The 22414-nt window shown below is 60.6% G+C and carries 17 protein-coding genes; 12 read left to right on the top strand and 5 right to left on the bottom strand.

Going from position 1 to position 22414, the window contains the following annotated elements; translation table 11 throughout:
• Positions 1–189: 189 nt before the first annotated feature.
• On the bottom strand, positions 190–999 hold the full coding sequence (locus AB7951_RS17870) for an outer membrane beta-barrel protein (protein WP_441255952.1): 810 nt from the start codon (positions 997–999) through the stop codon (positions 190–192).
• A 423-nt stretch (positions 1000–1422) separates the two neighbouring features.
• Here AB7951_RS17870 and AB7951_RS17865 point away from each other — a divergent pair, with 423 nt between their 5' ends.
• The gene (locus tag AB7951_RS17865) at positions 1423–2307 is read left to right on the top strand and encodes a helix-turn-helix domain-containing protein (protein WP_441255951.1); all 885 of its coding nucleotides are present in this window, start codon (positions 1423–1425) and stop codon (positions 2305–2307) included.
• 9 nt (positions 2308–2316) lie between these two features.
• Here the strand turns inward: AB7951_RS17865 and galE are convergent, their stop codons facing one another.
• Entirely contained in the window at positions 2317–3330 is a 1014-nt protein-coding gene (galE, locus tag AB7951_RS17860; protein ID WP_441255950.1) for a UDP-glucose 4-epimerase GalE, read from the bottom strand.
• 115 nt (positions 3331–3445) lie between these two features.
• Here galE and AB7951_RS17855 point away from each other — a divergent pair, with 115 nt between their 5' ends.
• Positions 3446–4504 (top strand): glycosyltransferase family 4 protein, encoded by a 1059-nt coding sequence (locus tag AB7951_RS17855; RefSeq protein ID WP_439068178.1) that lies wholly within the window; start codon positions 3446–3448, stop codon positions 4502–4504.
• Here the strand turns inward: AB7951_RS17855 and AB7951_RS17850 are convergent.
• Complete coding sequence (locus AB7951_RS17850; RefSeq protein WP_439068179.1) at positions 4486–5016, bottom strand: HAD family hydrolase; 531 nt, start codon at positions 5014–5016, stop codon at positions 4486–4488. The two genes, AB7951_RS17855 and AB7951_RS17850, sit on opposite strands and share 19 nt — an antisense overlap.
• Positions 5013–6086: a lipopolysaccharide heptosyltransferase II gene (waaF, locus tag AB7951_RS17845; RefSeq protein ID WP_439068180.1), complete on the bottom strand. Its 1074-nt coding sequence runs from the start codon at positions 6084–6086 to the stop codon at positions 5013–5015. The genes AB7951_RS17850 and waaF overlap by 4 nt, the downstream gene beginning before the upstream one ends.
• A 192-nt stretch (positions 6087–6278) precedes the next feature.
• Between waaF and rfaD the strand changes: the two genes are divergently transcribed.
• The 3 genes from rfaD to AB7951_RS17830 are packed head-to-tail and all read left to right on the top strand — an operon-like array spanning position 6279 to position 10658.
• Positions 6279–7259: an ADP-glyceromanno-heptose 6-epimerase gene (gene rfaD / locus AB7951_RS17840; RefSeq protein ID WP_439068181.1), complete on the top strand. Its 981-nt coding sequence runs from the start codon at positions 6279–6281 to the stop codon at positions 7257–7259.
• 22 nt (positions 7260–7281) lie between these two features.
• Positions 7282–8751: a D-glycero-beta-D-manno-heptose-7-phosphate kinase gene (gene rfaE1, locus AB7951_RS17835; protein ID WP_439068182.1), complete on the top strand. Its 1470-nt coding sequence runs from the start codon at positions 7282–7284 to the stop codon at positions 8749–8751.
• Complete coding sequence (locus AB7951_RS17830; RefSeq protein WP_439068183.1) at positions 8748–10658, top strand: SDR family NAD(P)-dependent oxidoreductase; 1911 nt, start codon at positions 8748–8750, stop codon at positions 10656–10658. Before rfaE1 ends, AB7951_RS17830 begins: the two co-directional genes overlap by 4 nt.
• A gap of 7 nt (positions 10659–10665) precedes the next feature.
• Here AB7951_RS17830 and AB7951_RS17825 read toward each other — a convergent pair whose 3' ends face one another.
• Complete coding sequence (locus tag AB7951_RS17825) at positions 10666–11679, bottom strand: MraY family glycosyltransferase (RefSeq protein ID WP_439068184.1); 1014 nt, start codon at positions 11677–11679, stop codon at positions 10666–10668.
• A 256-nt stretch (positions 11680–11935) separates the two neighbouring features.
• Here AB7951_RS17825 and AB7951_RS17820 point away from each other — a divergent pair, with 256 nt between their 5' ends.
• From AB7951_RS17820 to AB7951_RS17790, 7 genes are all read left to right on the top strand, one after another.
• The gene (locus tag AB7951_RS17820; protein WP_439068185.1) at positions 11936–12934 is read left to right on the top strand and encodes an NAD-dependent epimerase; all 999 of its coding nucleotides are present in this window, start codon (positions 11936–11938) and stop codon (positions 12932–12934) included.
• 9 nt (positions 12935–12943) lie between these two features.
• A complete protein-coding gene (locus tag AB7951_RS17815) occupies positions 12944–14356 on the top strand; it encodes a mannose-1-phosphate guanylyltransferase/mannose-6-phosphate isomerase (RefSeq protein ID WP_439066365.1) in 1413 nt (470 codons plus the stop codon).
• A 392-nt stretch (positions 14357–14748) separates the two neighbouring features.
• Complete coding sequence (locus tag AB7951_RS17810) at positions 14749–16332, top strand: TolC family outer membrane protein (protein ID WP_093761952.1); 1584 nt, start codon at positions 14749–14751, stop codon at positions 16330–16332.
• Positions 16333–16548: 216 nt separating this feature from the next.
• Positions 16549–18735 carry a type I secretion system permease/ATPase gene (locus AB7951_RS17805; RefSeq protein ID WP_439066366.1) on the top strand — a complete coding sequence of 729 codons (2187 nt, stop codon included), beginning with the start codon at positions 16549–16551 and terminating at the stop codon, positions 18733–18735.
• Positions 18722–20056, top strand: coding sequence for an HlyD family type I secretion periplasmic adaptor subunit (locus AB7951_RS17800; RefSeq protein WP_116660556.1), 1335 nt, complete (start codon positions 18722–18724; stop codon positions 20054–20056). The genes AB7951_RS17805 and AB7951_RS17800 overlap by 14 nt, the downstream gene beginning before the upstream one ends.
• Positions 20057–20280: 224 nt before the next feature.
• Entirely contained in the window at positions 20281–21318 is a 1038-nt protein-coding gene (locus AB7951_RS17795; RefSeq protein WP_439066367.1) for a transglutaminase-like cysteine peptidase, read from the top strand.
• Between the two features lie 124 nt (positions 21319–21442).
• The gene (locus AB7951_RS17790) at positions 21443–21787 is read left to right on the top strand and encodes a hypothetical protein (RefSeq protein ID WP_089268234.1); all 345 of its coding nucleotides are present in this window, start codon (positions 21443–21445) and stop codon (positions 21785–21787) included.
• Positions 21788–22414: the final 627 nt, after the last annotated feature.

The raw sequence follows: 22414 nt of genomic DNA, 5'->3' as shown, positions 1-22414 counted from the left end.
GAAACAGCCGCCTGATTGCCCGTTAAATCGCGGTTTTTCAAGCCAAAATCGGGCTTGCCAAGACTTTGTTAACCCGTTGGCCCGGTGGCGTCCGCCGCCGGATTCGGGCCGATTTGGTCCCAGAATCTCTCGGAAGCACGGCACGCGACGGGTACGCGCCGTGCTTCCGGTTGGCGGGGTGTAACCCGATCAGAACCGGTAATTCACACCCGCTTTCATGGTGTGGAACCTGGTATCGACCGCGATGCTGGAGTTGGAGGAGAAACCATTGGCGACGTCGTTGACGGCGGTGGAGAACAGCGTGCTCCGGCCAAGATCCACATAGAGATATTCGGTCTTGAACGACCACTGCGGGGTGAATGCGTATTCGAGGCCTGCACCGGCGGTCCAGCCCCACTGTGTCTGGCCGGCCGACACCGCCGCAACCTGGCCGAGCACACCATTCGGGCCGGTCAGAGTAAAGTTCCCGTTGGTGTTGACCCGGCCATAGGCGCCGCCGCCGGTGCCGTACAGGAACACGCGGTCCCATGCATAGCCGAGCCGGCCGCGAATCGTGCCGAACCATTCGACTTCGGAGCCGGTGCCGAATGCTGCGGACGTGGTCACGCCGTTATTGTTCAGCGTCTGATTGCCCTCGAAGCGGCCCTTGATGCCTGACCACTGGAAGTCAGTCTCGATGCCGACGACGAAGCCGCCATTGTATTGATAGTTGTAGCCAGCCTGTCCACCGCCGAAGAAACCGCTCGAGGTCAGGCTGAAATTGCCGTTGGTGCTGGCAACGAGCGCGGCTGCCTCGGCCTGCAACTGCCGCTGTGTAGCCTGGAACGGATAGTCGAACTTATCGCCGCCGAAACCGACATTGGCGCCGACGTAGAAGCCTGTCCAGGAGAACACCTGGACGGGCGCGACTGGCGCCTTCACCGGATAGGGCATGTCGGCCGCAACGGCAGGAACGGCTGCACCGATAAGCAGTGCTGCGCCAGCGAATACTCTCTTCATGATCAGGCCCCTCAGTTTCTTGCGCGCGGCAAGTGATTTCCGATGCATCGCCGTCATCGGCGATCGCATGTGAAGTGTCGTCGAGCCAAGGCATCTGCGAATGATGCCGGGACTCGCGGCTTCCACGTGCACAATGACAGGGCTGGCGGAGAGGTCTTGTTCATGCGCGTAGCAGATTTTGGCTCTCGCGCACTGCCACTAAACTTCGCGTCGATGTGGCGTTATCGCAACAGCACATATGCGCACTATACAACCACGGTTACAGAACGTCGCACTGCCGAGATTTTTCGTGATGAGTTTGTTCTGTGTTGCTACACTATTCGTCGGAAATGAGTTGGACGTATGCATCAAGCCAGTTTCGTCTCAGATGGATTTGGTCCGGAATTACCGGATCACCAGAAATTCGCGCTGTGGTGCGAAAACATGGAAGCGCTCACCTGCTGCGTGGACATCACACGTGCTGAAGAACGGCCGTTCTCGGCGTTCGTGCACTGGGCAGATTATTCGAATGTGCGGGTCACCCGGTTCGGCGGCACGTTCAGTCGAATCCGGCGATCCAGAACGGCAATCTCGCGCGGACCGGACGATGATTTCTGTTTGATGTTTCATCGAGGCGAGGGGACGCTGGTTGTCGATCAGGTGGGGCGCGAGACGGCCTTGTCGTCTGACCGCGCATTTATTGGTACAAACGGACGTCCGGCCGATTTGCGGTCGGATGCGAATTTTTCGTCGACGACGCTGACAGTCAGTAGGGAGCGCCTGTTGCCCCTCATTGGCAATGTCGACGATCTCCTGATCCAACCGCTCGACGAACGGCGCGCAGTCGTGGCCCATTTGCGGCGCTACATCGAAATCTCTGTCGATCTCCTGCGCGATCCGCATGATGCGGAGCTCGACAGCCATATCAGCACGACCCTGCTGGATCTGACTGCGCTGGCGCTTGGCGCGCGCGGCGACGCCGCGCAACTCGCTTCGATGCGCGGTCTGCGCGCGTCACGGACGCAGGAGATTATTGCTGAGATCGACCGCCATTTCGCGGATCCGGGTTTCTCGGTGGGGCAGGTCGCGCGCCGGCTGGATTTGTCGCCGCGCTATCTCCAGGACCTTCTGCAAGATACCGGATCGAGTTTCACAGAACGCCTTCTGGAGCACCGTTTGCAACATGCAATGCGTCTGCTGACGAGCGAGCAGGGTGATCGGCTGAAGATCAGCGAAATCGCGCTAGCCAGTGGCTTCAACGAGATCTCATACTTCAATCAGCGATTTCGGCGGCGTTTCGGCGAGACGCCGACGCAGTGCCGGCGCTGATCTAACTACTCAGGCCGATTTCGCCATCAATTCGATGCCATGGCGCTCGCGGGCGAGCTTCTCTTCCCAGGCCAGCGCGTGGCGTGCGATGGTTTCTAGATCGTCATATTGCGGCGTCCAGTTTAGCGTGGCGCGGATCCGGGACGTATCGGCGATCATGGTCATGATATCGCCGTCGCGGCGCGGCGCGTATTGAACGGCGAAGTTGCGGCCCGATGCACGTCGTACGGCTTCGATGGTTTCCAGCACCGAATAGCCGCGGCCATAGCCGCAATTGAGGGTCGTGGATGCGCCGCCTTCGCGCAGGTAGCTCAGTGCGGCGCGGTGGGCCTGAACGAGGTCGCTGACATGGATGAAGTCGCGGATGCAGCTTCCGTCGGGCGTCGGATAATCGGTTCCGAATACGTCGATCTTGCTGCGCTGACCGGTTGCGGCCTCGACGGCGATCTTGAGCAGATGCGTCGCGCCCATGGTGGCGAGGCCTGTGCGGCCCTGCGGATCGGCGCCGGCGACGTTGAAGTAACGCAGCGCGACAAACTCCATGCCATAGGCCGGCGCGATGTCGTGCAGCATGATCTCGGTCATCAGCTTCGATGATCCGTAAGGCGACAGCGGACGCGTTGGGGCATCTTCTGCCACCGGCGTGAAATCGGGATTGCCGTAGACGGCAGCGGTCGACGAGAAGATAAATTTTTTGACGCCGCATTTCACTGCCGCGCTGAGCAGGTTGCGTGTCGTCATCGTGTTGTTGCGATAGTAGGCAAGCGGGTCGCGCATCGATTCCGGCACGACGACAGAGCCCGCAAAATGGATGATGGCGTCGATGCCATGGGCAGCAATGACGCCCTCGACAAGGTTCTCATCAGCGACATCGCCGATAAACAGCGGAACGCCCTCCGGGAGATATGTTGAGAAGCCCGTCGACAAATTGTCGATCACGACCACGCTCTCGCCGGCTTCCACCAGCGCATGGACCATGTGACTTCCGATATAACCGGCGCCGCCGGTGACAAGGACGGTCATTGGATTTACTCACTCTCCCGTTTTGGGAACGCTATCGCGCCCGGGATGAAGAGTGGGTTTCGACGGCCGGCAACTGGCCACTATGCTTAATGTTGCGTATAGGAAATCGGGCGAAATGGAGACACCTGTGCCGATTGCGGGCAAAACGGCCGATAAACTGCAGCTGATCGTCACGAATCTGCACTGGCGCTACTCCGGTGTGACGGCGACCAACCGCATGGTGGCGCCGAAACTCGCAGACATGTTCGACGCGGCTTGGCTTGGATCCGACGCGCCCGCCGGCATTGCGCGCATGGATATCGGCGATCTCGTGAAATTGTGGCTGCGCCGCAAGCCTGTGATTTGGCACGCGCGGCGCAACAACGAGATGATTGCCGGCGTTCTGCTCAAGGCGCTCGGGTGGCCGATGAAACTGCTCTTCACCTCGGCAGCGCAGCGCCGTCATACCTGGATCACACGCTGGCTGATCAGCCGGATGGATGCCATCATCGCGACCAGCGACATTTCCGCGTCATATCTGAAACGGTCTGCGACGGTGGTGACGCATGGTGTGGATACCGACCGCTACGCGCCGCCCATCGATCGCCGAGCGGCGTTTGCCGAGGCGAAGCTACCGGGGCGCTATGCAATCGGCTGCTTCGGCCGCGTGCGCGCGCAGAAGGGCACCGATCTGTTTGTCGAGGCGATGTGCGAGTTGTTGCCGCGCTATCCCGATTTCATCGCCGTCATCGTCGGCGCAATCACGCCGGACCAGATCGGCTTTGCCAATGACCTCAAGAAGAAGATCGCCGATGCCGGTCTGCAGTCGCGCATCGTTATCACCGGCGAGTTGCCGATCGAAGAGGTCGAGCGATGGTATCAACGCCTGACGATCTACGCTTTCACTTCGCGCAATGAAGGCTTCGGTCTGACGCTGATCGAGGCGATGTCGGCGGGGGCCGCGCTGGTCGCAACGCGTGCGGGCGCCGCGGAGATCGTGGTCGAGGAAGGCGTGACCGGCAAGCTCGTGCCAACCGGCGATGCAGTGGCACTCACGCTGGCATTGGAGCCGCTGATGCGCGATCCCGATGCCGCTGCAGCCATGGGTGAACGTGCACGCCAGCGTGTGCTCGACAAATTCAGCCTCGATGTAGAAGCGCGCGGAATCGCGGAAGTTTATCGCAGGCTGCTCTGACCCTGCAGGATATCCGCAACGAACGCGTCCAAGTCACCGCCGGCAAACAGGAAGCCGGGTAGATGCGCGGCCTTGGCCGCTTCGATATCCGTATCGCGGTCGCCGATGGCAAAACTGCCTTTGCGTTGCACAGGCCAGTGCTGCATCAGATCGAGGATCATGCCCGGGCTCGGCTTGCGCCAGTGATGATCTTCCAGATAGCCCGCAACTGATCCGGCCGGATGGTGCGGGCAATAGCGGACGTCATCGATGCGGGCGCCTTGTGCGGCGAGTTCGGAACGCATCCACTTAAACAGTGTATTGAGTTCGTCTTCGGTGAAATAACCGCGTGCGACGCCGGACTGGTTGGAAAACAGGAAGACGAAATAGCCGGCATCGTTGAGCCGGCGAATAGCCTTGGCCGCGTTCGGCATCCAGCGGATGCGATCGGATGTGCCCATATAGCCGTCGTCGTAATTGATGACGCCGTCGCGATCGAGAAACGCTGCGGGCTTTGCTTGCGTGGTCGTCATATCTGCGCGCTTCTGTTGGACGCCTCGGCCATCACGCTCTGGATAATCTCGGCGACATCGTCGGCCGGAATGTCCCGCATGCAGGCATGGTTGTTCATGGTGCAGACCGGTCTGTGACACGGCTGGCACGGAACGATGGTCTTGGTCTGCACGGTTGCCGCCAGCGGATTGAGCGGTCCCCAAAGCTGTGGGCTGGTCGGTCCGAAAATGCCGACGGTCGGCGTGCCGACAGCCGCCGCGATATGCATCAGGCCGGAATCATTGGCCACGGCGACATTGGCGGCGGCCATGCCGATCACGCCATTGCGCAGGTCGTTGGTGGTAAGATCGCGCGCGCGGGGACCAGCGGCAGCAATGATCTCATTGGCGAGGTCCTTCTCGCCCGGGCCGCCGATGACCCAGACGTCCAGCCCGCGCTCGACCAGCAGTTTTGCCGCCTCGGCATAATAGGTCCACCGCTTGGAGGAACCGACCGAGCCGGGACCGAGCGCGACCGCCGGACCGGTTCCAAGCCCATTGGCCTGCCGCCAGCGCGCGATCTCGTCGGCGGGCACGCGGAACTGGGGCACCGGCCATTCCGGCGGCAGCGGCGTGCCGTCCGGCAGCGCCAGCGCGCATTTCTTGTCGATCATGCGCGGCAGCTTCTTTTCGCCCCAGCGCCACTGATTGATCAGGCCGAAGCGCGCCTCGCCGACAAAGCCGATGCGCTCCGGGATGCCGGCCAGAGCGGGTGCCAGAGCCGATTTCCAGGTCCGCGGCATCACCAGCGCGGTACCGTAGTTCCGAGCGCGCAGGGTGGCGGCCAGTTCCCATTGTTTGGCGAGCGCAAGCTGGCTGCGGGGCAGGTCCCAGACGATGCCTGAGCGCACGCCCGGCATGTAGTCGACCAGCGGGGCGACCAGTTTGGTCACCAGCAAATCGACCGGCCGGTTCGGCCAGCGCTCCTTCAGGACCCGGACGACCGTATGACCCCGGACGAAATCACCGATCCACATATAGGGCACGATCAGGATCGGCCGGGTATCGTCCGGATCGACCATCACGCCCTGGTATGGGGAATTTACGTTCATTCTTTCAAGGACTTCGCTGTTCTGCCGCGGGCTATATCCGGCTCACGTCGGTACCCGCTCCATTCGGACAGGTAAAGCCATTTGGGATGTTTCCAACCATGTCCCCATGGCGACGACGAACATCCCGTTGCCCAAGTTGCCTGTGGGGCAGGGTTGAGGCAAAGGTGGGTCAATCATGAGATCGGGGACTTCATGCTGCTTGTGACCGGAGGGGCCGGTTTTATCGGATCGAATGTCGTGGCCGCGTTGAACGACGCCGGCCGCGCGGACGTGGCCGTCTGCGATGTGCTCGGCCATGATGGAAAATGGCGTAATCTCGCCAAGCGGCAACTTGCGGATGTGGTGCCGCCAACCGAACTGATGGACTGGCTGAAGGGCCGCAAGCTCGATGCGGTCATTCATCTCGGCGCGATTTCGGAAACCACCGCGACCGACGGTGATCTTGTGATCGAGACTAATTTCCGCCTCTCGATGCGCCTGCTGGACTGGTGCACGGCCAATGCGACGCCGCTGATCTATGCATCGTCCGCTTCGACCTATGGCGATGGTGCGCAGGGCTTTCGCGACGAGCAGACCGTTCCGGAACTCAAGAAACTGCGGCCGATGAATCTCTACGGATGGAGCAAGCACCTGTTCGACCTCGCCGTCGCCGAGCGCGTCGCCAAGGGCGAGAAGATGCCGCCGCAATGGGCCGGTCTGAAGTTCTTCAACGTGTTCGGGCCGAACGAGTATCACAAGGGCTCGATGATGAGCGTGCTGGCGCGGCGCTTCGACGACATCAAGGCCGGCCGCGGTATTCAGCTGTTCAAGTCGCATCGCGAGGGCATTGCGGACGGCGATCAGCGCCGCGACTTCATCTATGTCGAGGACGTCGTTCGCGTGATGATGTGGCTGCTGGCGTCGCCCTGTGTCAGCGGCATCTTCAATGTCGGGACGGGAACCGCGCGCAGCTTCAAGGATCTGATGCTGGCTGCCTACACTGCACTCGGCACCAGGCCGAACATCGACTATATCGACATGCCCGAGCAGATTCGCGGCAGCTATCAGTACTTCACGCAGAGCGAAGTCGATCGGTTGCGCGGCGCCGGCTACAACGGCGGTTTTACAACATTGGAAGATGCGGTCTCGCATTATGTGAGGGGCTTCCTCGACCAGCCCGATCGCTTCCGTTGACGGCACAACAGGTACCGGTGTGATGTTTGATTTCGACGCCCTGTCGCACGCGATTGCCGACCAGACAGTGCTCTGCGTCGGCGATCTGATGATCGACGAATTCGTCTATGGCGAGGTGTCGCGGATTTCGCCGGAAGCGCCTGCGCCGGTCATCGCGGTCCAGCGCAGCGAGATCAATATTGGCGGCGCCGGCAATGTCGCACGTAATATTGCAGCCCTCGGCGCGAAATGCATCTTTGTCGGTCTGGTCGGTGAGGACGATGCCGGTGCAACGCTCAAGAATGCGCTCGCGCAGGAGCCTCTGATCGAAGCATTGCTGGTCACGGATTCATCGCGCCCGACGACGCGCAAGGTGCGCTTCGTGTCCGAGCATTTCGCGACGCATATGCTGCGCGCCGACTGGGAACTGGCTGCGCCCGCGTCCGCCGCCATCGAGAAGCAATTGATCGATACAATTTTGCCGCAACTCGCGCGTGTCGACATCGTACTGCTGTCCGACTACGCCAAGGGCGTGCTGACCGCGCGGGTGATCCGCAACGTCATCGACGCGGCGAAGAAGCTCGGCAAGCGCGTCATCGTCGATCCCAAGAGTGCAAATTTTGCGATTTATCGCGGCGCGACCTTGCTGACGCCGAACCGCAAGGAATTCGCCGAGGCAACGCGTAGCCGTGCAGACAGCGACATCAACATCGCGACCGCCGCGCAGGAAGCGATGATTCTGGCGGACTGCGCCGCGATGCTGGTGACCCAGAGCGAGCATGGCATGACGCTGGTGCCGCGCGATGGCGAGCCCATCCATGTGCCAGCGCTGCCGGTCAAGGTGCGCGACGTCTCGGGTGCCGGCGACACGGTGGCGGCGATGCTGGCTGTAGCGCTCGCGGCCGGAGCTGACTGGGAAGCGGCATTGCGCGCGGCAACTGCCGCAGCAGCGGTCGCTGTCAGCAAGAAGGGGACGGCGGTGGTCACACCGTCCGAACTGCGTCGCCGGATTTTGCCGCATGCATTTCTGGCCGCTGAAGAGAAAATCGTGGCATCGACTGAGCTCAATGCGCAACTGGCCGACTGGCGCAAACAGCAGTTGCGGATCGGTTTCACCAATGGCTGTTTCGATATCCTGCATCCCGGTCATGTAAAGGTTCTGACGGCTGCGCGCGCGACTTGCGATCGCCTGATCGTCGGCCTCAACAGCGACGCGTCGGTGAAGCGTCTGAAGGGCGAGGGGCGCCCGGTGCAGGACGAACGCGCTCGCGCAGAAGTGCTTGCGGCGCTGGAGGCGGTCGATCTGGTCGTGATTTTCGAAGAGGATACCCCACTGAACCTGATTACGCAGATCGCGCCGGCGACGCTGGTCAAAGGCGGCGATTACACGCGAGAGCAGGTGGTTGGCCATGAGGTTGTCGCCGCCAACGGCGGAGAGGTGATCCTGATCGATATCCTCCAAGGCCACAGCACGACGTCGCTGGTCGAGCGCGCGCGCAGCGGACAGTCATGACACGCATCACACAGTTTTCTGCCCGTAACTGGCTGATTGCGACGCATGACGCCATCGTCACGGCGGCCGCGGTCGTTCTCAGCTTCGTGCTGCGTTTCGATGGCGAAAATCTGTGGGATCGGCTGCCGCTGCTCCTGAAGATCCTGCCGTATTTCGTCGTCTTCAGCTTTTTCGTCTGTTACCTGTTCAATCTGACGACGACGAAGTGGCGCTTCATTTCGCTGCCCGATTTGCTGAATATCATCAAGGCATCCACGGTGTTGACGGGCGCACTTCTGGTGCTCGACTACATCTTCCTGGCGCCGAACGTGTACGGCACGTTCTTCCTCGGCAAGACAACGATCATTATCTACTGGTTCATCCAGATCTTCTTTCTGAGCGGATCGCGACTGGCCTATCGCTATTTCCGTTATACACGTACGCGCAATCAGGCGCGCGCGATGGATGCGTCACCGGCACTGCTGATCGGTCGTGCGGCCGATGCCGAGGTGTTCTTGCGCGGCATTGAGAGTGGTGCCGTCAAGCGCATGTGGCCGGTTGGTATCTTGTCGCCGGCGATGTCCGACCGCGGACAGGCGATCCGAGGTGTGCCGGTCCTGGGCGGCATCGATGATCTCGGTAATGTCGTTGATGACTTCAGCACGCGGCAACGCCCGATCGAACGGATCGTGATGACGCCGTCGGCGTTTGAAGCAGAGGCGTTGCCCGAGTCGGTATTGATGCGTGCGCGCAAGCTCGGGCTGACGGTTAGCCGGATTCCGTCGCTCGAGGAAAGCCGCGATACGCCGCAATTGGCGCCGGTGGCAGTCGAGGATCTGTTGCTGCGGCCGAGCGTCAAGATCGACTATGCCCGACTGGAGAATTTCGTGCGCGGCAAGGCGATCGTCGTGACCGGCGGTGGCGGCTCGATCGGCTACGAGATCTGCGACCGCGTCATCACCTTCGGCGCGGCACGGCTGCTCATTATCGAGAATTCGGAGCCGGCGCTTCATGCGGCTATGGAAAAGCTGGCGGCCAAAGTCACCAGCGCAGCGATCGAGGGCCGCATCGCCGATGTCAGGGACCGCGAGCGCATTCATCAACTGATGATCGCCTTCAAGCCGGATGCGGTGTTTCACGCAGCCGCGCTGAAACATGTGCCGATCCTGGAGCGTGACTGGGGCGAGGGTGTCAAGACCAACATCTTCGGTTCTGTGAATGTCGCCGATGCGGCGCTCGCATCGGGCGCTGATGCGATGGTGATGATCTCGACCGACAAGGCAATCGAGCCGGTGTCGATGCTCGGCCTCACCAAGCGTTTTGCCGAGATGTATTGCCAGGCGCTCGATGGCGACGCCATCAGCGGCAGTGACGCCAAATCACCCATGCGGCTAATCTCGGTGCGGTTCGGTAATGTTCTGGCGTCGAATGGGTCCGTCGTGCCGAAGTTCAAGGCGCAGATCGAAGCCGGTGGGCCGGTGACGGTGACGCATCCCGATATGGTGCGCTACTTCATGACCATCCGCGAGGCCTGCGATCTAGTCGTCACCGCTGCAACCCATGCGATGAATGCGCAGCATGCCGACGCATCGGTCTATGTGCTCAGCATGGGGCAACCGGTGAAGATCGTCGATCTCGCCGACCGCATGATCCGGCTGTCCGGTCTTCAGCCCGGCTACGATATCGATATCGTGTTCACCGGTGTCCGACCGGGCGAGCGGCTCAACGAGATATTGTTCGCCGAGCAGGAGCCAACCAGCGAGATCGGTATTGCCGGCATCGTCGCTGCCCGCCCGAACGAACTGCCGTTGGAGACGCTGAACAGCTGGCTTGCGATCTTGCGGAAAGCCATTGAGGCGGATCAACACGAGGTCGCTGTGGCGACGCTGAAGGATGCGGTGCCGGAATATCGGGCGGCGGCACAGTGAGTCTGCGTCAGCGGCGCGGCGTCGAGAATGCCCGCAATGCCGTGGCGACGGCGACGCTGCCAAGGACAAGCAGAGCTGTGTCGGCGACGCCTGAGCGGAAATAGATCGACAACCCGGCCAGGGCCGCCAGCCCGATATTGAGTACGAACACCGTTCGCACCACCTCGATCACGGTGAAGCCATTGTCCGTCGCGCGCTGATAGAAGTGCGAGCGATGCGCCAGCCATACCGGTTCGCGTTTTGTCAACCGCCGCAGCAGGGTGATGGTCGCATCGGCAAGGTAATACAGCGGCAGCAGGATGGCGGCAGCCAGATGGTGCGCATAGGCGAGTTGCAGGAAGCACCAAGCCAGCAACAGCCCGATGGGGAGGCTGCCGACGTCGCCCAGAAACATCTTCGCAACGGGCCGATTGAACGGCGCGAAGCCGAGTGTGGCGCCGCAGAGCGCAGCGGCAATGAACGCCGTCGATAACGGCAGTTGCCCGGAGAAGCCGATCAGCACCAGCGCTGCGGTGATCGGAATCACTTCGGCCACTGTGATCCAGTCGAGCCCATCCATGAAATTCACGAGATTGACGAACCAGAGTGCGGCCAGCAGCAGCAAGCCGCGTTCGATCCAGAGAGGCAGGTCCGGTGTGATCTGCAGTGTCGGGGGCAGGGCAAACAGGATCGCAGCGATACTCACGGCTTGCAGCAGCAGTCGCGGCGTCACGGAAATCGGACGCAGATCATCAATCGCGCCGATGGTCGCGATCAGGATCGTTGCACCGAACAGCACCCACAGTGCCGGTGTCGCTGAGGCGGGAAGAACTGCAACGGAGAGCCCGGCCACCAGCAGTGTGACTGATATCACCGCGATGCCGGCGCCTTGCGGCGTCGGCACTTTGTGGGACGATCGGGCATTCGGTCGCGCCATTGCATAGCGGATGAGCAGCGGATGAATAGCGTTGATGCAAACCGCGGACAGAACGGCGGCTACAACCAGAGCGACGAAGGTTGTAATCAATTCGAATGACGACATCGGGATGACATTGATCGCAGGAAAGACATGCGTTGCGGGGAAGATTTGGGTCGCAATGAGACAAATAGTTCTGAGTTATGCACGGCGGCTCTTCTTACCCTGTTTTCATGGCATAGCTAGCGGCGAAGGCCGCGCTTCTGACGCAATCGGATGCTGCGATGCCGAAGTGTTGCAACATCATCGCCTGGATGGCTAATGGAATGCGACACGGATCGTCATGCAACATGGCGATTTCTGGCGAATGTCTGGGGACACGATGTCTGAACAACCCATCCTTGTCACCGGTGCTGCCGGCTTCATCGGTTTCCACGTGACGCGGCAGTTGCTGGCCGAAGGCCGAACGGTCGTTGGTCTCGATAGCGTCAACAGCTATTACGATCCGGCGCTGAAGGAGGCGCGGCTGAAGCTGCTGGAGGGCCAGCCTCGCTTTACCTTTGTGAGAGCGAATCTGGCAGATCGTCCCGCGATCTCGGCGCTGTTTGGCGAATACAAATTCCCTGTTGTCATTCATCTCGCTGCGCAGGCGGGTGTGCGCTATTCCATCGATCAGCCGCACGCCTATGCCGATGCCAATCTCGAGGGTTTTCTCAATATCCTCGAAGGATGCCGGCACAATGGCTGTGAACATCTGCTTTATGCGTCGTCATCGTCGGTCTATGGCGCCAACAAGAAGAAACCGTTTTCCGTCAGCGACAGGGTAGACAATCCGATCAGCCTTTATGCCGCGACGAAGAAGGCCAACGAGTTGATGGCGCATTCCTACAGCCATCTCTATCGCCTGCCGACCACCGGGCTGCGTTTCTTCACCGTCTATGGTCCCTGGGGTCGGCCGGATATGGCGATCTTCCTGTTTACCAAGGCGATTCTCGACAAGCAGCCGATCAAGCTCTTCAATCACGGCAACATGCGACGCGACTTCACCTATGTCGACGACGTTGTCGGTGCTATCGGGCGGCTGATTGATCATGTGCCGACGGGTAGCGAGGACGAGGCGCCAGCGCGAATCTACAACGTCGGTAACCACAAGCCAGAGGACCTTTTGCATGTGGTCTCGGTTCTTGAGAAGGAACTGGGGCTTGAGGCGATCAAGACGATGCTGCCGATGCAGCCGGGCGATGTGCCTGAGACTTTTGCCGATGTGGACGATCTGATGCGTGACGTCGGCTTCAAACCGGATACCTCGATCGAGGAGGGGATTCGGCAATTCGTGACGTGGTATCGCAGCCACTACGGTAATCTGAACGCGAAGGGTTGAGAGCGACTGATGAGCAAGCGCATTATTCCCCTGATCATGTGTGGCGGTGCCGGTACGCGCCTGTGGCCGTCGTCGCGTGAGGGGCGCCCGAAGCAATTTCTGCCATTGTTCGGACCGCGCTCGACCTTTCAGGACACCGTGATTCGTGTATCCGATACTGGCTTGTTCGATCGTCCCATTGTCATCACCAGTGCCGCCTATCGGTTCATGGTGCGCGAACAACTCGCCGAGATCGGGCTCGATGCAGACATTCTGCTCGAGCCGGCGCGGCGCGATTCAGGCCCGGCCATTGCCGCCGGTGCCGCGTTCGCCCAAACCCGCGATGAGGATGCGGTCGTGCTTGCACTTGCGGCTGATCACGTGGTGCGCGACGTGCCGGCTTTCGTGGCGGCGTGCCGGGCTGGTCTGGTGGTTGCCGATGCCGGGCACATCGTGACGTTCGGCGTGCAACCGGAGCGTCCGGCCACCGAATACGGCTATATTTCACCAGGCCAGGTGCTTTCCGGCGAGGTGAAGAGTGTCGCCAAATTCGTCGAGAAGCCGGACCTGCAGACGGCAACCGGTTATATTGAGGCCGGCTATCTCTGGAACAGCGGCAACTTCATGTTTCGGGCGGGGATGCTGCTCGATGAATATCGTGGTGTCGACGCCGATAGTGTCGAGACCATCACCAGCGCTGTGGCGAAGGCCGGCCGCGATCTCGGCTTCTTTACGCTCGATGCGGACGCTTTCGGGAAGGCAAAATCGATCTCTGTCGACTATGCCGTAATGGAGAAGACGAGGAAGGCGGCCGTGGTGCCGGTGTCCTGCGGCTGGTCGGATGTCGGCTCGTGGCTCGCAGTGTGGGAGCTGTCTGACAAGGATGCGCAGGGCAATGCCGCGCAGGGGGTGGCGGTGTTCGAGGACTCGCGCAACTGCAACGTGGCCAGCGATGGTCCGGTGGTGGCGCTGGAGGGCGTCGACGATCTCGTGGTGGTGGCGACGCACGACGCCGTGCTGGTCTCCCGTCAGAAGGATGCCAACGGCTTGAAACGGCTTGTGGCGAAGCTGAAGGTCACGGCGCCGCAGGTCACCGAGAATCATCTCAAGGTGCATCGCCCATGGGGATCCGTGCAGGCCCTTGAGGATGGCGAGCGCTATCAGGTCAAGCGCCTTGTGGTGAAAGCCGGAGAGCGGCTGTCACTCCAAATGCACCACCATCGCTCCGAGCACTGGATCGTTGTGCGTGGTACCGCGAAGGTGACGATCAACGATCAGAACAAGACCGTCCACGAGAACGAGTCGATCTACATCCCGCTCGGTGCCACGCACCGTCTGGAAAACCCTGGTAAAATTCCGCTCGAGCTGATTGAGGTGCAGACGGGCAGCTACCTTGGCGAGGACGACATCGTTCGCATCGAGGATGACTACAAGCGGAGCTAGCGGGCGCCGGGCGATACTCGCCCGAATCGATGCACCCACAGCGTGCATTCGCCTGAATTGGTGCCGGTGAGGGGCTACCACGATCCCTTCATGTCGTATCTTTTTCCATTTTACGAAATAGCGATGATTGCCACAATTGGGCGCGCGCTGGTCCGGCCAACGCGCATTCGTTGTCCTGGGGCCGGTTCTGCCACTCACGAAATCGTATTAACCTGTTGTTAGGTATTGATAAATGCCTGAAATCAGAGACGAAAATGACAGCGCCGTGACGGATAAGCGGACCGTGCCGCCTCCGGACGAGGTAATGCATTCTTGCAACAATGAGTCAGTTTTCGATCCAAAATGTGGCTTTCGGATTGCGGCAAGTTCCGTTTCTTGTTAGCGCTCAATCCATGAAGCAGATCGCAAAGATTTTCCTTGTAGTTGTATTGCTGGGATCGAGCGGCAAGTTCGCTCATGCAGCCGAACCATTTTTCATTCTTGACGCCATCAATCAGGCGGTAAAGACGAACCCAGGTGTCGGCGAGGCGTCTGCCAATCGCCGCGCCACCGAAGCGGAACTTCGCCAGAGCCAAGGTACTTTGCTGCCTCAGATCAGGCTGCAGGCGAATACCGGTCCCGAGATGTTGAACCGGGCAATCGTTCCTGCGCCGGCCGGCAATGGCTCCTATGTCAACGGCAGCGAGGCGTCGGTAACGGTGCGCCAGCTGGTGTTCGACGGCTTTGCGTCGATCAACGACATCTGGCGTCAGGCTGCGCGCGTCGATGCTGCTGCGTTCCGGGTGCTTGAACGGACCGAACTGATCGCGCTCGATGCGGCAGAAGCCTATGTCGATGTGACGCGCTATTTGCGTCTGGTCGCGTTGGCCGAACAAAATCTCAAGGTTCATCTCGAACTGCGCGCCAACGTCCGTGCGCGTTTCGCTGGCGGTCGCGCCGGTGAGGGCGATACCCAGCAGGCGGAAGAGCGGGTGGCTGCAGCAGAAGCCGTGTTGTCGGATTTCCGCCTCAGCCTCGATTTTGCGCGCGCCAAGTATCGCAAGACCGTCGGTCTTGAGCCGTTCAATGTGCGTTTCCCCGGTCGCTTGCCGGATATGCCGGCAACCAAGAACGAGTCGCTTGACGTCGCCTTCAAGTACAATCCGACGATCCGCGCCGCTGGTGCAGATGTCGATGCGGCCAAGCGTGCTTTCGACTCGACCGCCGGCGCATTCGTTCCGAACGTCGCCCTGGAAGGCCGCGCGCTGCGCGGCAAGGACTCGATCACCTATCCGGGCAACCGCGACGAAGTCAGCGGCAAGGTTGTTGTGAGCTGGGATATCTTCCGCGGCGGTCAGGATGCGTGGAAGCGCGCCGAAGCTGGCGAACGCATGATTGAGCAGCAGCAGCGCCATGCACGCCTGCAGCGCGATGCGCTGGAGTCGCTCGACAAGGCATGGGCTGCGCGCACGATCACGACGGAGCGTGCTGCAGCGCTGGTGCGTGAAGTTGAAGCCGCGCGTCGTACTTTCGTGGCCTACAACAAGGAATACGAGCTCGGCCAGCGCACGCTGATTGATCTGCTGAACTCGCAGAACCAGTACTTCAACGCCAACGTCTCGCTGGTGTCCGCACGCGGCGTCACCGTGTTCGCCGACTATCAGTTGCTGGCGGCCATGGGACAGCTGCTGTCCTATCTGAAGACCGGCAAGCCGCCGGAGTCTGAGCCGATCGAGAGCCGCGCATCCGGCCTGATCCCGTATCGCCTGCCGCCGATCCTGCTGACGGCGCCGGAGCCGGGATCCGAACCGCTCAATACGGTTTTGCCCTTCCAGACCTGGAATTCGCCTTTCGCCCCGGCGCTGGAACCGAAAGCCGTGCTGTTCGGTGATCGCTGGGCCTCGCAAGATCTGTCGAACGCCAACGCATTGTTCGTGACATCGGGCCAGGTCGGGCAGGGCAGCGTGTCGGCCGATGCTTCTGCGGGGCGCCGTTAACCAATTAAGCACGCGGATTTATAATCCGCGGTCGGGTTTACCGTAAGTTCAGCAATTCGTCTGAACCGCGAAATAGTACAGGCGCTCCGCAAGGATCGCCTGTAAAGCTGGCAAGTCATATTTTGTAAGGCCAGTAGATCCGCGCACGGGTCATACAAGGCGCCTGGAATTTCCGAGGCTGCATTGAACATTCGCTCACCCCAGTTCGATATTGCAATGGACCTGCCGGCTGCGCCCGTAGCGGAGGTCGAGCATCAGCATGCTGATCCGTTAACGGACAGCCTGCTTTATCTCGCCGCTCACCACGGCAGAGCTGTCAGCCGCAGTGCGCTGCTTGCCGGTCTCCCGGTCGAGCGCGGCGTGCTGACAACGGCTCTGTATGAGCGCGCGGCGCAGCGGGCGGGCCTCGAGGCCGAACTGAACGAGCGACCGCTCAAGGATATCCCTGCGCTGGTCCTGCCTGCTGTGCTTCTGTTTCACGATGGTTCGACGCGGATTCTGCGCGGCATCGATCTGGCGAGTGGCCGTCTGACACTGGCAACCCCCGTCGGTGACGGTGCAATCGCCATGGAGCGGATCGAAGCCGTCGAAGAGAAATATGCCGGCTTCGTCTATTTCGTCCGTCCCGCGTCCGTCAGCGATCCGCGCGCTGTCGCCGCCGGCGATTTGCCGAAGGCGCACTGGTTCTGGTCGGTCGTCAGCCGGTTCGGCTCTAACTACAGCCATGTCGCCATTGCAGCTTTCATCGTCAACATGCTGGCGCTCGCCGCGCCGCTGTTCACCATGAGCGTGTATGACCGCGTCATCCCGAATGGCGCGATCCCGTCGCTGGTCGCACTTGGTATCGGTCTGTCGCTGGCGATCGCTTTCGACTTCCTGCTCAAGGTGGTCCGCAGCCGCATCATCGACATGACCGGCAAGAAGATCGACGTGGTGCTGGCGTCGAACATCTTCGAACATGTGATGGCGCTGAAGATGGACAAGCGTCCGCCCTCGGTCGGCATTCTCGCCAATCAGATGCGCGACTTCGACTCGGTGCGCGAATTCTTCACATCGGGCACGGTCGTGTCGGCGACCGATATGATATTCGCGATCATCTTCATTGCGGTGCTGTTCGTGATTGCCGGGCCGCTGGCCTGGATCCCGCTCGCGATGCTGCCCGTCATGATCCTCGTCGGCCTCTTGATCCAGCGGCCGCTCGATCGTGCGATGAAGCGTCTGCAGGCGGAATCGGCCGCACGTCACGGCATCCTCATCGAGTCGCTGAACGGTATCGAGACCGTTCGCGCTGTCGCCGGCGAAAGCCGCGTACAGACAGTGTGGGAACGTTCCGTTGCAGCGACGGCACGTTCAAGCGAAGGTGTGCAGTTCTGGTCGTCGCTGGCGATGACCAGTGCGAGCGTGGCGACGCAGTTGTGCAGCCTGTTGCTGGTCGTGGTCGGTGTGTTCCTCATTCTTGACGGCAAGCTGTCGGTCGGTGCGCTGGTTGCGGCCAATATGTTGTCGGGCCGCATTCTCGGTCCCATCGCGGGCATCGCGGCCGTGATGACGCGCGCGACGCAAACCATGTCGGCCCTGCGGTCGATCGATCGCCTGATGGCGACGGAGCGCGAGCGGCCGCCGGAAAAAATCTTCGTGGCCCGCGAGATCACCAAGGGCAGCATCGAATTCCGCAATGTCAGCTTTTCCTATCCGAACAGCCCGGCCAAAGCCCTCGACGGCATCTCTTTCCACGTGAAGCCTGGCGAGAAGATCGGCATCATCGGCCGGGTCGGCTCAGGCAAGACCACAGTCGGCCGTCTGGCGACGGCGTTCTATCCGCCGAGCGAAGGCAGCATCCTGATCGACGGCATCGATATCCGGCAATACGACCCGGCGGACCTGCGCGCCGGCATCGGTTTCGTGCTGCAGGACACCGATCTGTTCTATGGCAAGCTGCGCGACAACATCACGCTTGGCCGTCCCGATGCGACCGATGAGGAAGTGCTCGCGGCTGCACGGCTGTCCGGCGTCGAGACCTTCATCGCCGGTCATCCGCAGGGCTACGATATGATGGTTGCCGAAGGCGGCCGTAGCCTGTCGGGCGGCCAGAAGCAGGCGATCGGCCTCGCACGTGTGCTGATCCGCAAGCCGCGCGTGTTGTTTCTCGACGAACCCACGGCGCATTTCGATGTGCGCAGTGAAGGTGAATTCCTCGATCGCCTCAAGACACTCGCCAAGGGTGAGATGTCCATTATCGTTTCGACGCATCGTCCGTCGCTCCTGTCGCTGGTCGATCGCATTCTCGTGTTCGACAACGGCAAGATCGTCGCCGACGGTCCCGCCGATCAGATCCTGACGCGCTTGCGTCCGCAGCCGCAGGCTCCTCAAGCCGCGGGGAGGCCGATCAATGTCGCAGTCTGATTTCGCATTTTCGAACGACGTTCGTGCGGCCATGGAAATGCGCACGCCGCGGACGGCGCGGATGTTGTTGATGACCGTCACCGGTCTGCTCGTCGTGTTCCTGCTTTGGGCACACTTCGCCGTGCTGGATGAAGTGAAGCGCGGCAATGGCAAGGTGGTGCCGTCGCGCCAGACCCAGGTGGTGCAATCGCTTGAAGGCGGCATCATCAGCGAATTGCTGATTCAGGAAGGCGCCATCGTCAGAAAGGATCAGCCGCTGGCGCGCATCGAAGATACCAACTTCGCGGCGCAGTTTGGCGAAATCCGCGAGCGGCGCGGTGCCATGGCTGCCCGCGTGATCCGACTGGAGGCAGAGACTTTCGGCAAGACCAGCGTCGAGTTTCCGGAAGATCTCACGAAGCTTGCACCGCGTGCGGTTCAGACCGAACGCAGCGTGTTCGACGCCCATATGCGCAAGCTTGCGCAGGACATCGACGTGATTGCCCAGCAGGAGTGGCAGAAAAAAAAGGAAATCGACGAGCTCCGTGCGTCGGAAACCCGCTTCTCCGAGACGCTGACGCTGCTGACCCGCGAAACCTTGCTGACGCGCCGGCTCTATGAGCAGAAGGTCGTTCCCGAGATCGAGATGCTGCGGTCCGACCGACAGGCCACCGACATGCGCGGCCAGCTCGCGGTAGTGCAGGCAACCATGGTCAAGACCGAGGCCGCCGTGAAGGAAGCGCAGTCGCGGCTTTTGAATATCACCACGGCATTTCGTTCTACGGCGGAAGATGATCTCGCGAAATCGCGCGGCGATCTCGCGGTCCTCGACGAAAACATCAAGTCCGCGCAGGATCGCGTTCGGCGCACCGAACTGCGGTCGCCGGTCTACGGCATCGTTAACAGACTTAACGTCACCACCATTGGTGCGGTCGTTGCACCAGGCGCCAGCGTGATGGAGATCGTGCCACTTGAGGATACGCTGCTGGTCGAGGGGCGCATTCGTCCGCAGGACATCGCCTTCATCCGTCCGGACCATGAGGCGGTGGTGAAGCTCAGCGCCTACGACTCTTCGGTCTATGGATCGCTTCACGGCCGGGTCGAACGTATCAGCGCCGATACCATCACCGACGAGAAGGGTGACAAGAATGAGCGCGGCGAGACGTTCTACCGCGTCATGGTGCGCACCGAAAAGAACCACCTCGGCACTGCCGAGCAGCCGCTGCCGATCATTCCCGGCATGGTGGCGACAGTGGAAGTCCTGACCGGCAAGAAGTCGGTGCTGGATTATCTCGTGAAGCCTGCGCGCATGCTGCGTGACGAGGCGTTTCGCGAACGCTGATAGCGCTACGGAGCATCTCCGCTGCTCCGTATGTTACCTTGCTCCCAGCCCGTCAGAGTCAACGAACTCTTAAAACGCAGGCTTCGCTAAAATTCGAGCGAATGCGTTGGTAGGCGATTGAGCGCGTTCAACGACATACAAGCCCAGGTTGACGTGTTTTAACCGGCCCGAAGCAGCCCCCGATTTATCCCTGATGCCACAAGATCCGGACGGGGATCGACGCAATGACGTCGGCCGATGCTCCGGACAACGGGGCGTCAGTCATGTTGCGTATCGATCAGACGCGGGCATTCCCGCGTGCGCTGGGGTTCGTGCTCGCCGGTGTTGTAAGCGTCAGCGCTTGCGATGGAGCATTTGCAAAGTCACGCGCGAAGAAGACGGTGCTTGAGCGCCCCGTGATGGAATCGGTGATCGCGGGCATGACCGCGCCGCCGGTTCGGTTCTTCACGATCAATCAGGTGCTGGCCAAGCGTGACAGCGAGAACCGTGCAAAGCCCGGCAATATCGAACTCGCATCCTTGGACGCGTCGCAGGGATCAGATGCCAAGGTGATCAGCGATGCGCCGTCTCCGGCCGCGATCCTGCCTGCCACCAGCGAGGAGCCGTTCGGCCTGTTCACGTTCCGCGCGCCTGAAGGGTTGCTATGGACGAAATGGCGCGGTGTGGAAGAGCGTATGCGCGCCGACTTGAAATCGATCGAGGATTGCAAGGCTGATAGCGAGAACTGCGCCGCCGGCGCGCGCAAGTTTGTCGCCGTCACGCGTTCTGCCGCCGAGTTGGGTCTGCGCACACGCGTCGAGGCGATCAATCGCGACGTCAACTATGCGATCCGCTATGTCGGAGACTATCAGCAGCACGGCGTCGCCGATCTGTGGAGTTCGCCGCTTGAGACGCTGTCTGCGGGCATCGGTGATTGCGAAGATTATGCGATCGCCAAATTCGCCATGCTCGTCGCAACGGGCGTGCCGGAGGCCGATATCAAGATGATGCTGGTGCGCGACATGGCGGTGCGCCAGGACCATGCGGTGCTGACCGTCCGTGTCGATGGCCGCTGGCTGGTTCTCGACAATCGCTACTCCCGACTGTCGGAAACACGTGATCTGCCGCATTTCATGCCGCTTTTCGCTATCGACCACAAAGGCGTCAGCCTGTTCGCCGCGCCCTATGCCGCGCGTCCGCATCATGAGAGCGAGACCGACATGTTGCCCGCGGCCGAGGTGGACGGCTTCGGCGGGGGCTCTTCCTTGCCGCTGGCGCTCTGAGATAGTTCGACAACACAACGTCGACAATCGGCCTGATATCGATGTTTTATGCGCTTCGCGATCTTGTACTTCCGTGCATCTTGGGCTCTTAATGCGCCAGGGTGAGGTCGACGAGGGGATTGAGATGCGCTTCAAGCACACGCTGTTGGGTTTGTTGGTGGCTGCCGGAATGGCTTCCGGTGCAACTGTCTCGCATGCCGAAGGCCTGCTTCCAGGCGCTGCCTTCTCCGTCGATTGTCAGAATGGGGCGGTCTACAAGCTGACCTCCGGCCGTGTGACCTTTCCGGGTGATATCGTCACCGGCCATCTGTACCTGACCCCGCACCGTGCAATGCCTGTTCGCCTGATCCCGATGGGTGAGGGATATCGCTATGCTGGCCGTGGCGTATGGCTGGATGGCATTCGCGAGCACGCGCTGTTGTATCGGGCCAAGTATAGCCCGGTCGCGTGCGTCGTTACCCGCATCTAGACTTTTATCCTATCACTTATCTCCTGCGATAGCAGTCCTCCGATAGCAGTCCTGCGATAGCGAGTTGCGTATCTGCGCAGCTTGCTGATTCACGTCTGTGTCCGGAGAACAAGTGCGCGATCCCAGAGATTCGCGGAATGCGCACGGCAAATGGCGACCCTGCCATCTGGCCGTGACACGAATGCGCTTTAAGCAACTGTCCCATTTCGAAATTTACTCGCGAAGGGCGATCACCACGCAGCGGTTCGCGCCGCTGTCGATATCGGCTCGCGAAAGCAAATTCAGGCGCCCGTCCAATATTGGCGGACGTGCCTGTGGTTGTGAGCTGATTTCGTTGTTCAGTGCGATATGAGAAGTCATCTTACAAAGTATAAAATAAGTCGTTTTTTCGAATACTTTCTTATTTTTACAATAGATACGCCGCGATTTGTGGATTTTTCCGGGCATTCCCAAAAATAGACTGTCTAGACGAAGTATTACTGCGGAATTGTTCATCTTTATTAATACGCTGTTTCATTTTTGAACTTAACCAATGCAACGAAAACGCTTCAAATTTTACAGGTATTCATTGACGTCTCTGCGTTCTTAAGAATATTTTAACCCTCGCAGGACTTGGACGTTTTTCGG

The sequence above is a fragment of the Tardiphaga sp. 285_C5_N1_2 genome (assembly GCF_052076065.1).
In the GTDB taxonomy this organism is placed as follows: domain Bacteria; phylum Pseudomonadota; class Alphaproteobacteria; order Rhizobiales; family Xanthobacteraceae; genus Tardiphaga; species Tardiphaga robiniae.
This window is presented reverse-complemented; position numbering and strand designations above follow the sequence as displayed.

Excerpts from the sequence above, each read along its gene's own strand:
- AB7951_RS17830 (WP_439068183.1), top strand. The coding sequence starts at position 8,748 with ATGACACGCATCACACAGTTTTCTGCCCGTAACTGGCTGATTGCGACG.
- galE (WP_441255950.1), bottom strand. The coding sequence starts at position 3,330 with ATGACCGTCCTTGTCACCGGCGGCGCCGGTTATATCGGAAGTCACATG.
- AB7951_RS17850 (WP_439068179.1), bottom strand. The coding sequence starts at position 5,016 with ATGACGACCACGCAAGCAAAGCCCGCAGCGTTTCTCGATCGCGACGGC.
- AB7951_RS17805 (WP_439066366.1), top strand. The coding sequence starts at position 16,549 with ATGGACCTGCCGGCTGCGCCCGTAGCGGAGGTCGAGCATCAGCATGCT.
- AB7951_RS17800 (WP_116660556.1), top strand. The coding sequence starts at position 18,722 with ATGTCGCAGTCTGATTTCGCATTTTCGAACGACGTTCGTGCGGCCATG.
- AB7951_RS17820 (WP_439068185.1), top strand. The coding sequence starts at position 11,936 with ATGTCTGAACAACCCATCCTTGTCACCGGTGCTGCCGGCTTCATCGGT.
- AB7951_RS17870 (WP_441255952.1), bottom strand. The coding sequence starts at position 999 with ATGAAGAGAGTATTCGCTGGCGCAGCACTGCTTATCGGTGCAGCCGTT.
- AB7951_RS17855 (WP_439068178.1), top strand. The coding sequence starts at position 3,446 with ATGGAGACACCTGTGCCGATTGCGGGCAAAACGGCCGATAAACTGCAG.
- waaF (WP_439068180.1), bottom strand. The coding sequence starts at position 6,086 with ATGAACGTAAATTCCCCATACCAGGGCGTGATGGTCGATCCGGACGAT.
- AB7951_RS17815 (WP_439066365.1), top strand. The coding sequence starts at position 12,944 with ATGAGCAAGCGCATTATTCCCCTGATCATGTGTGGCGGTGCCGGTACG.
- AB7951_RS17865 (WP_441255951.1), top strand. The coding sequence starts at position 1,423 with ATGGAAGCGCTCACCTGCTGCGTGGACATCACACGTGCTGAAGAACGG.
- AB7951_RS17795 (WP_439066367.1), top strand. The coding sequence starts at position 20,281 with ATGACGTCGGCCGATGCTCCGGACAACGGGGCGTCAGTCATGTTGCGT.
- AB7951_RS17790 (WP_089268234.1), top strand. The coding sequence starts at position 21,443 with ATGCGCTTCAAGCACACGCTGTTGGGTTTGTTGGTGGCTGCCGGAATG.
- rfaD (WP_439068181.1), top strand. The coding sequence starts at position 6,279 with ATGCTGCTTGTGACCGGAGGGGCCGGTTTTATCGGATCGAATGTCGTG.
- AB7951_RS17810 (WP_093761952.1), top strand. The coding sequence starts at position 14,749 with ATGAAGCAGATCGCAAAGATTTTCCTTGTAGTTGTATTGCTGGGATCG.
- rfaE1 (WP_439068182.1), top strand. The coding sequence starts at position 7,282 with ATGTTTGATTTCGACGCCCTGTCGCACGCGATTGCCGACCAGACAGTG.
- AB7951_RS17825 (WP_439068184.1), bottom strand. The coding sequence starts at position 11,679 with ATGTCGTCATTCGAATTGATTACAACCTTCGTCGCTCTGGTTGTAGCC.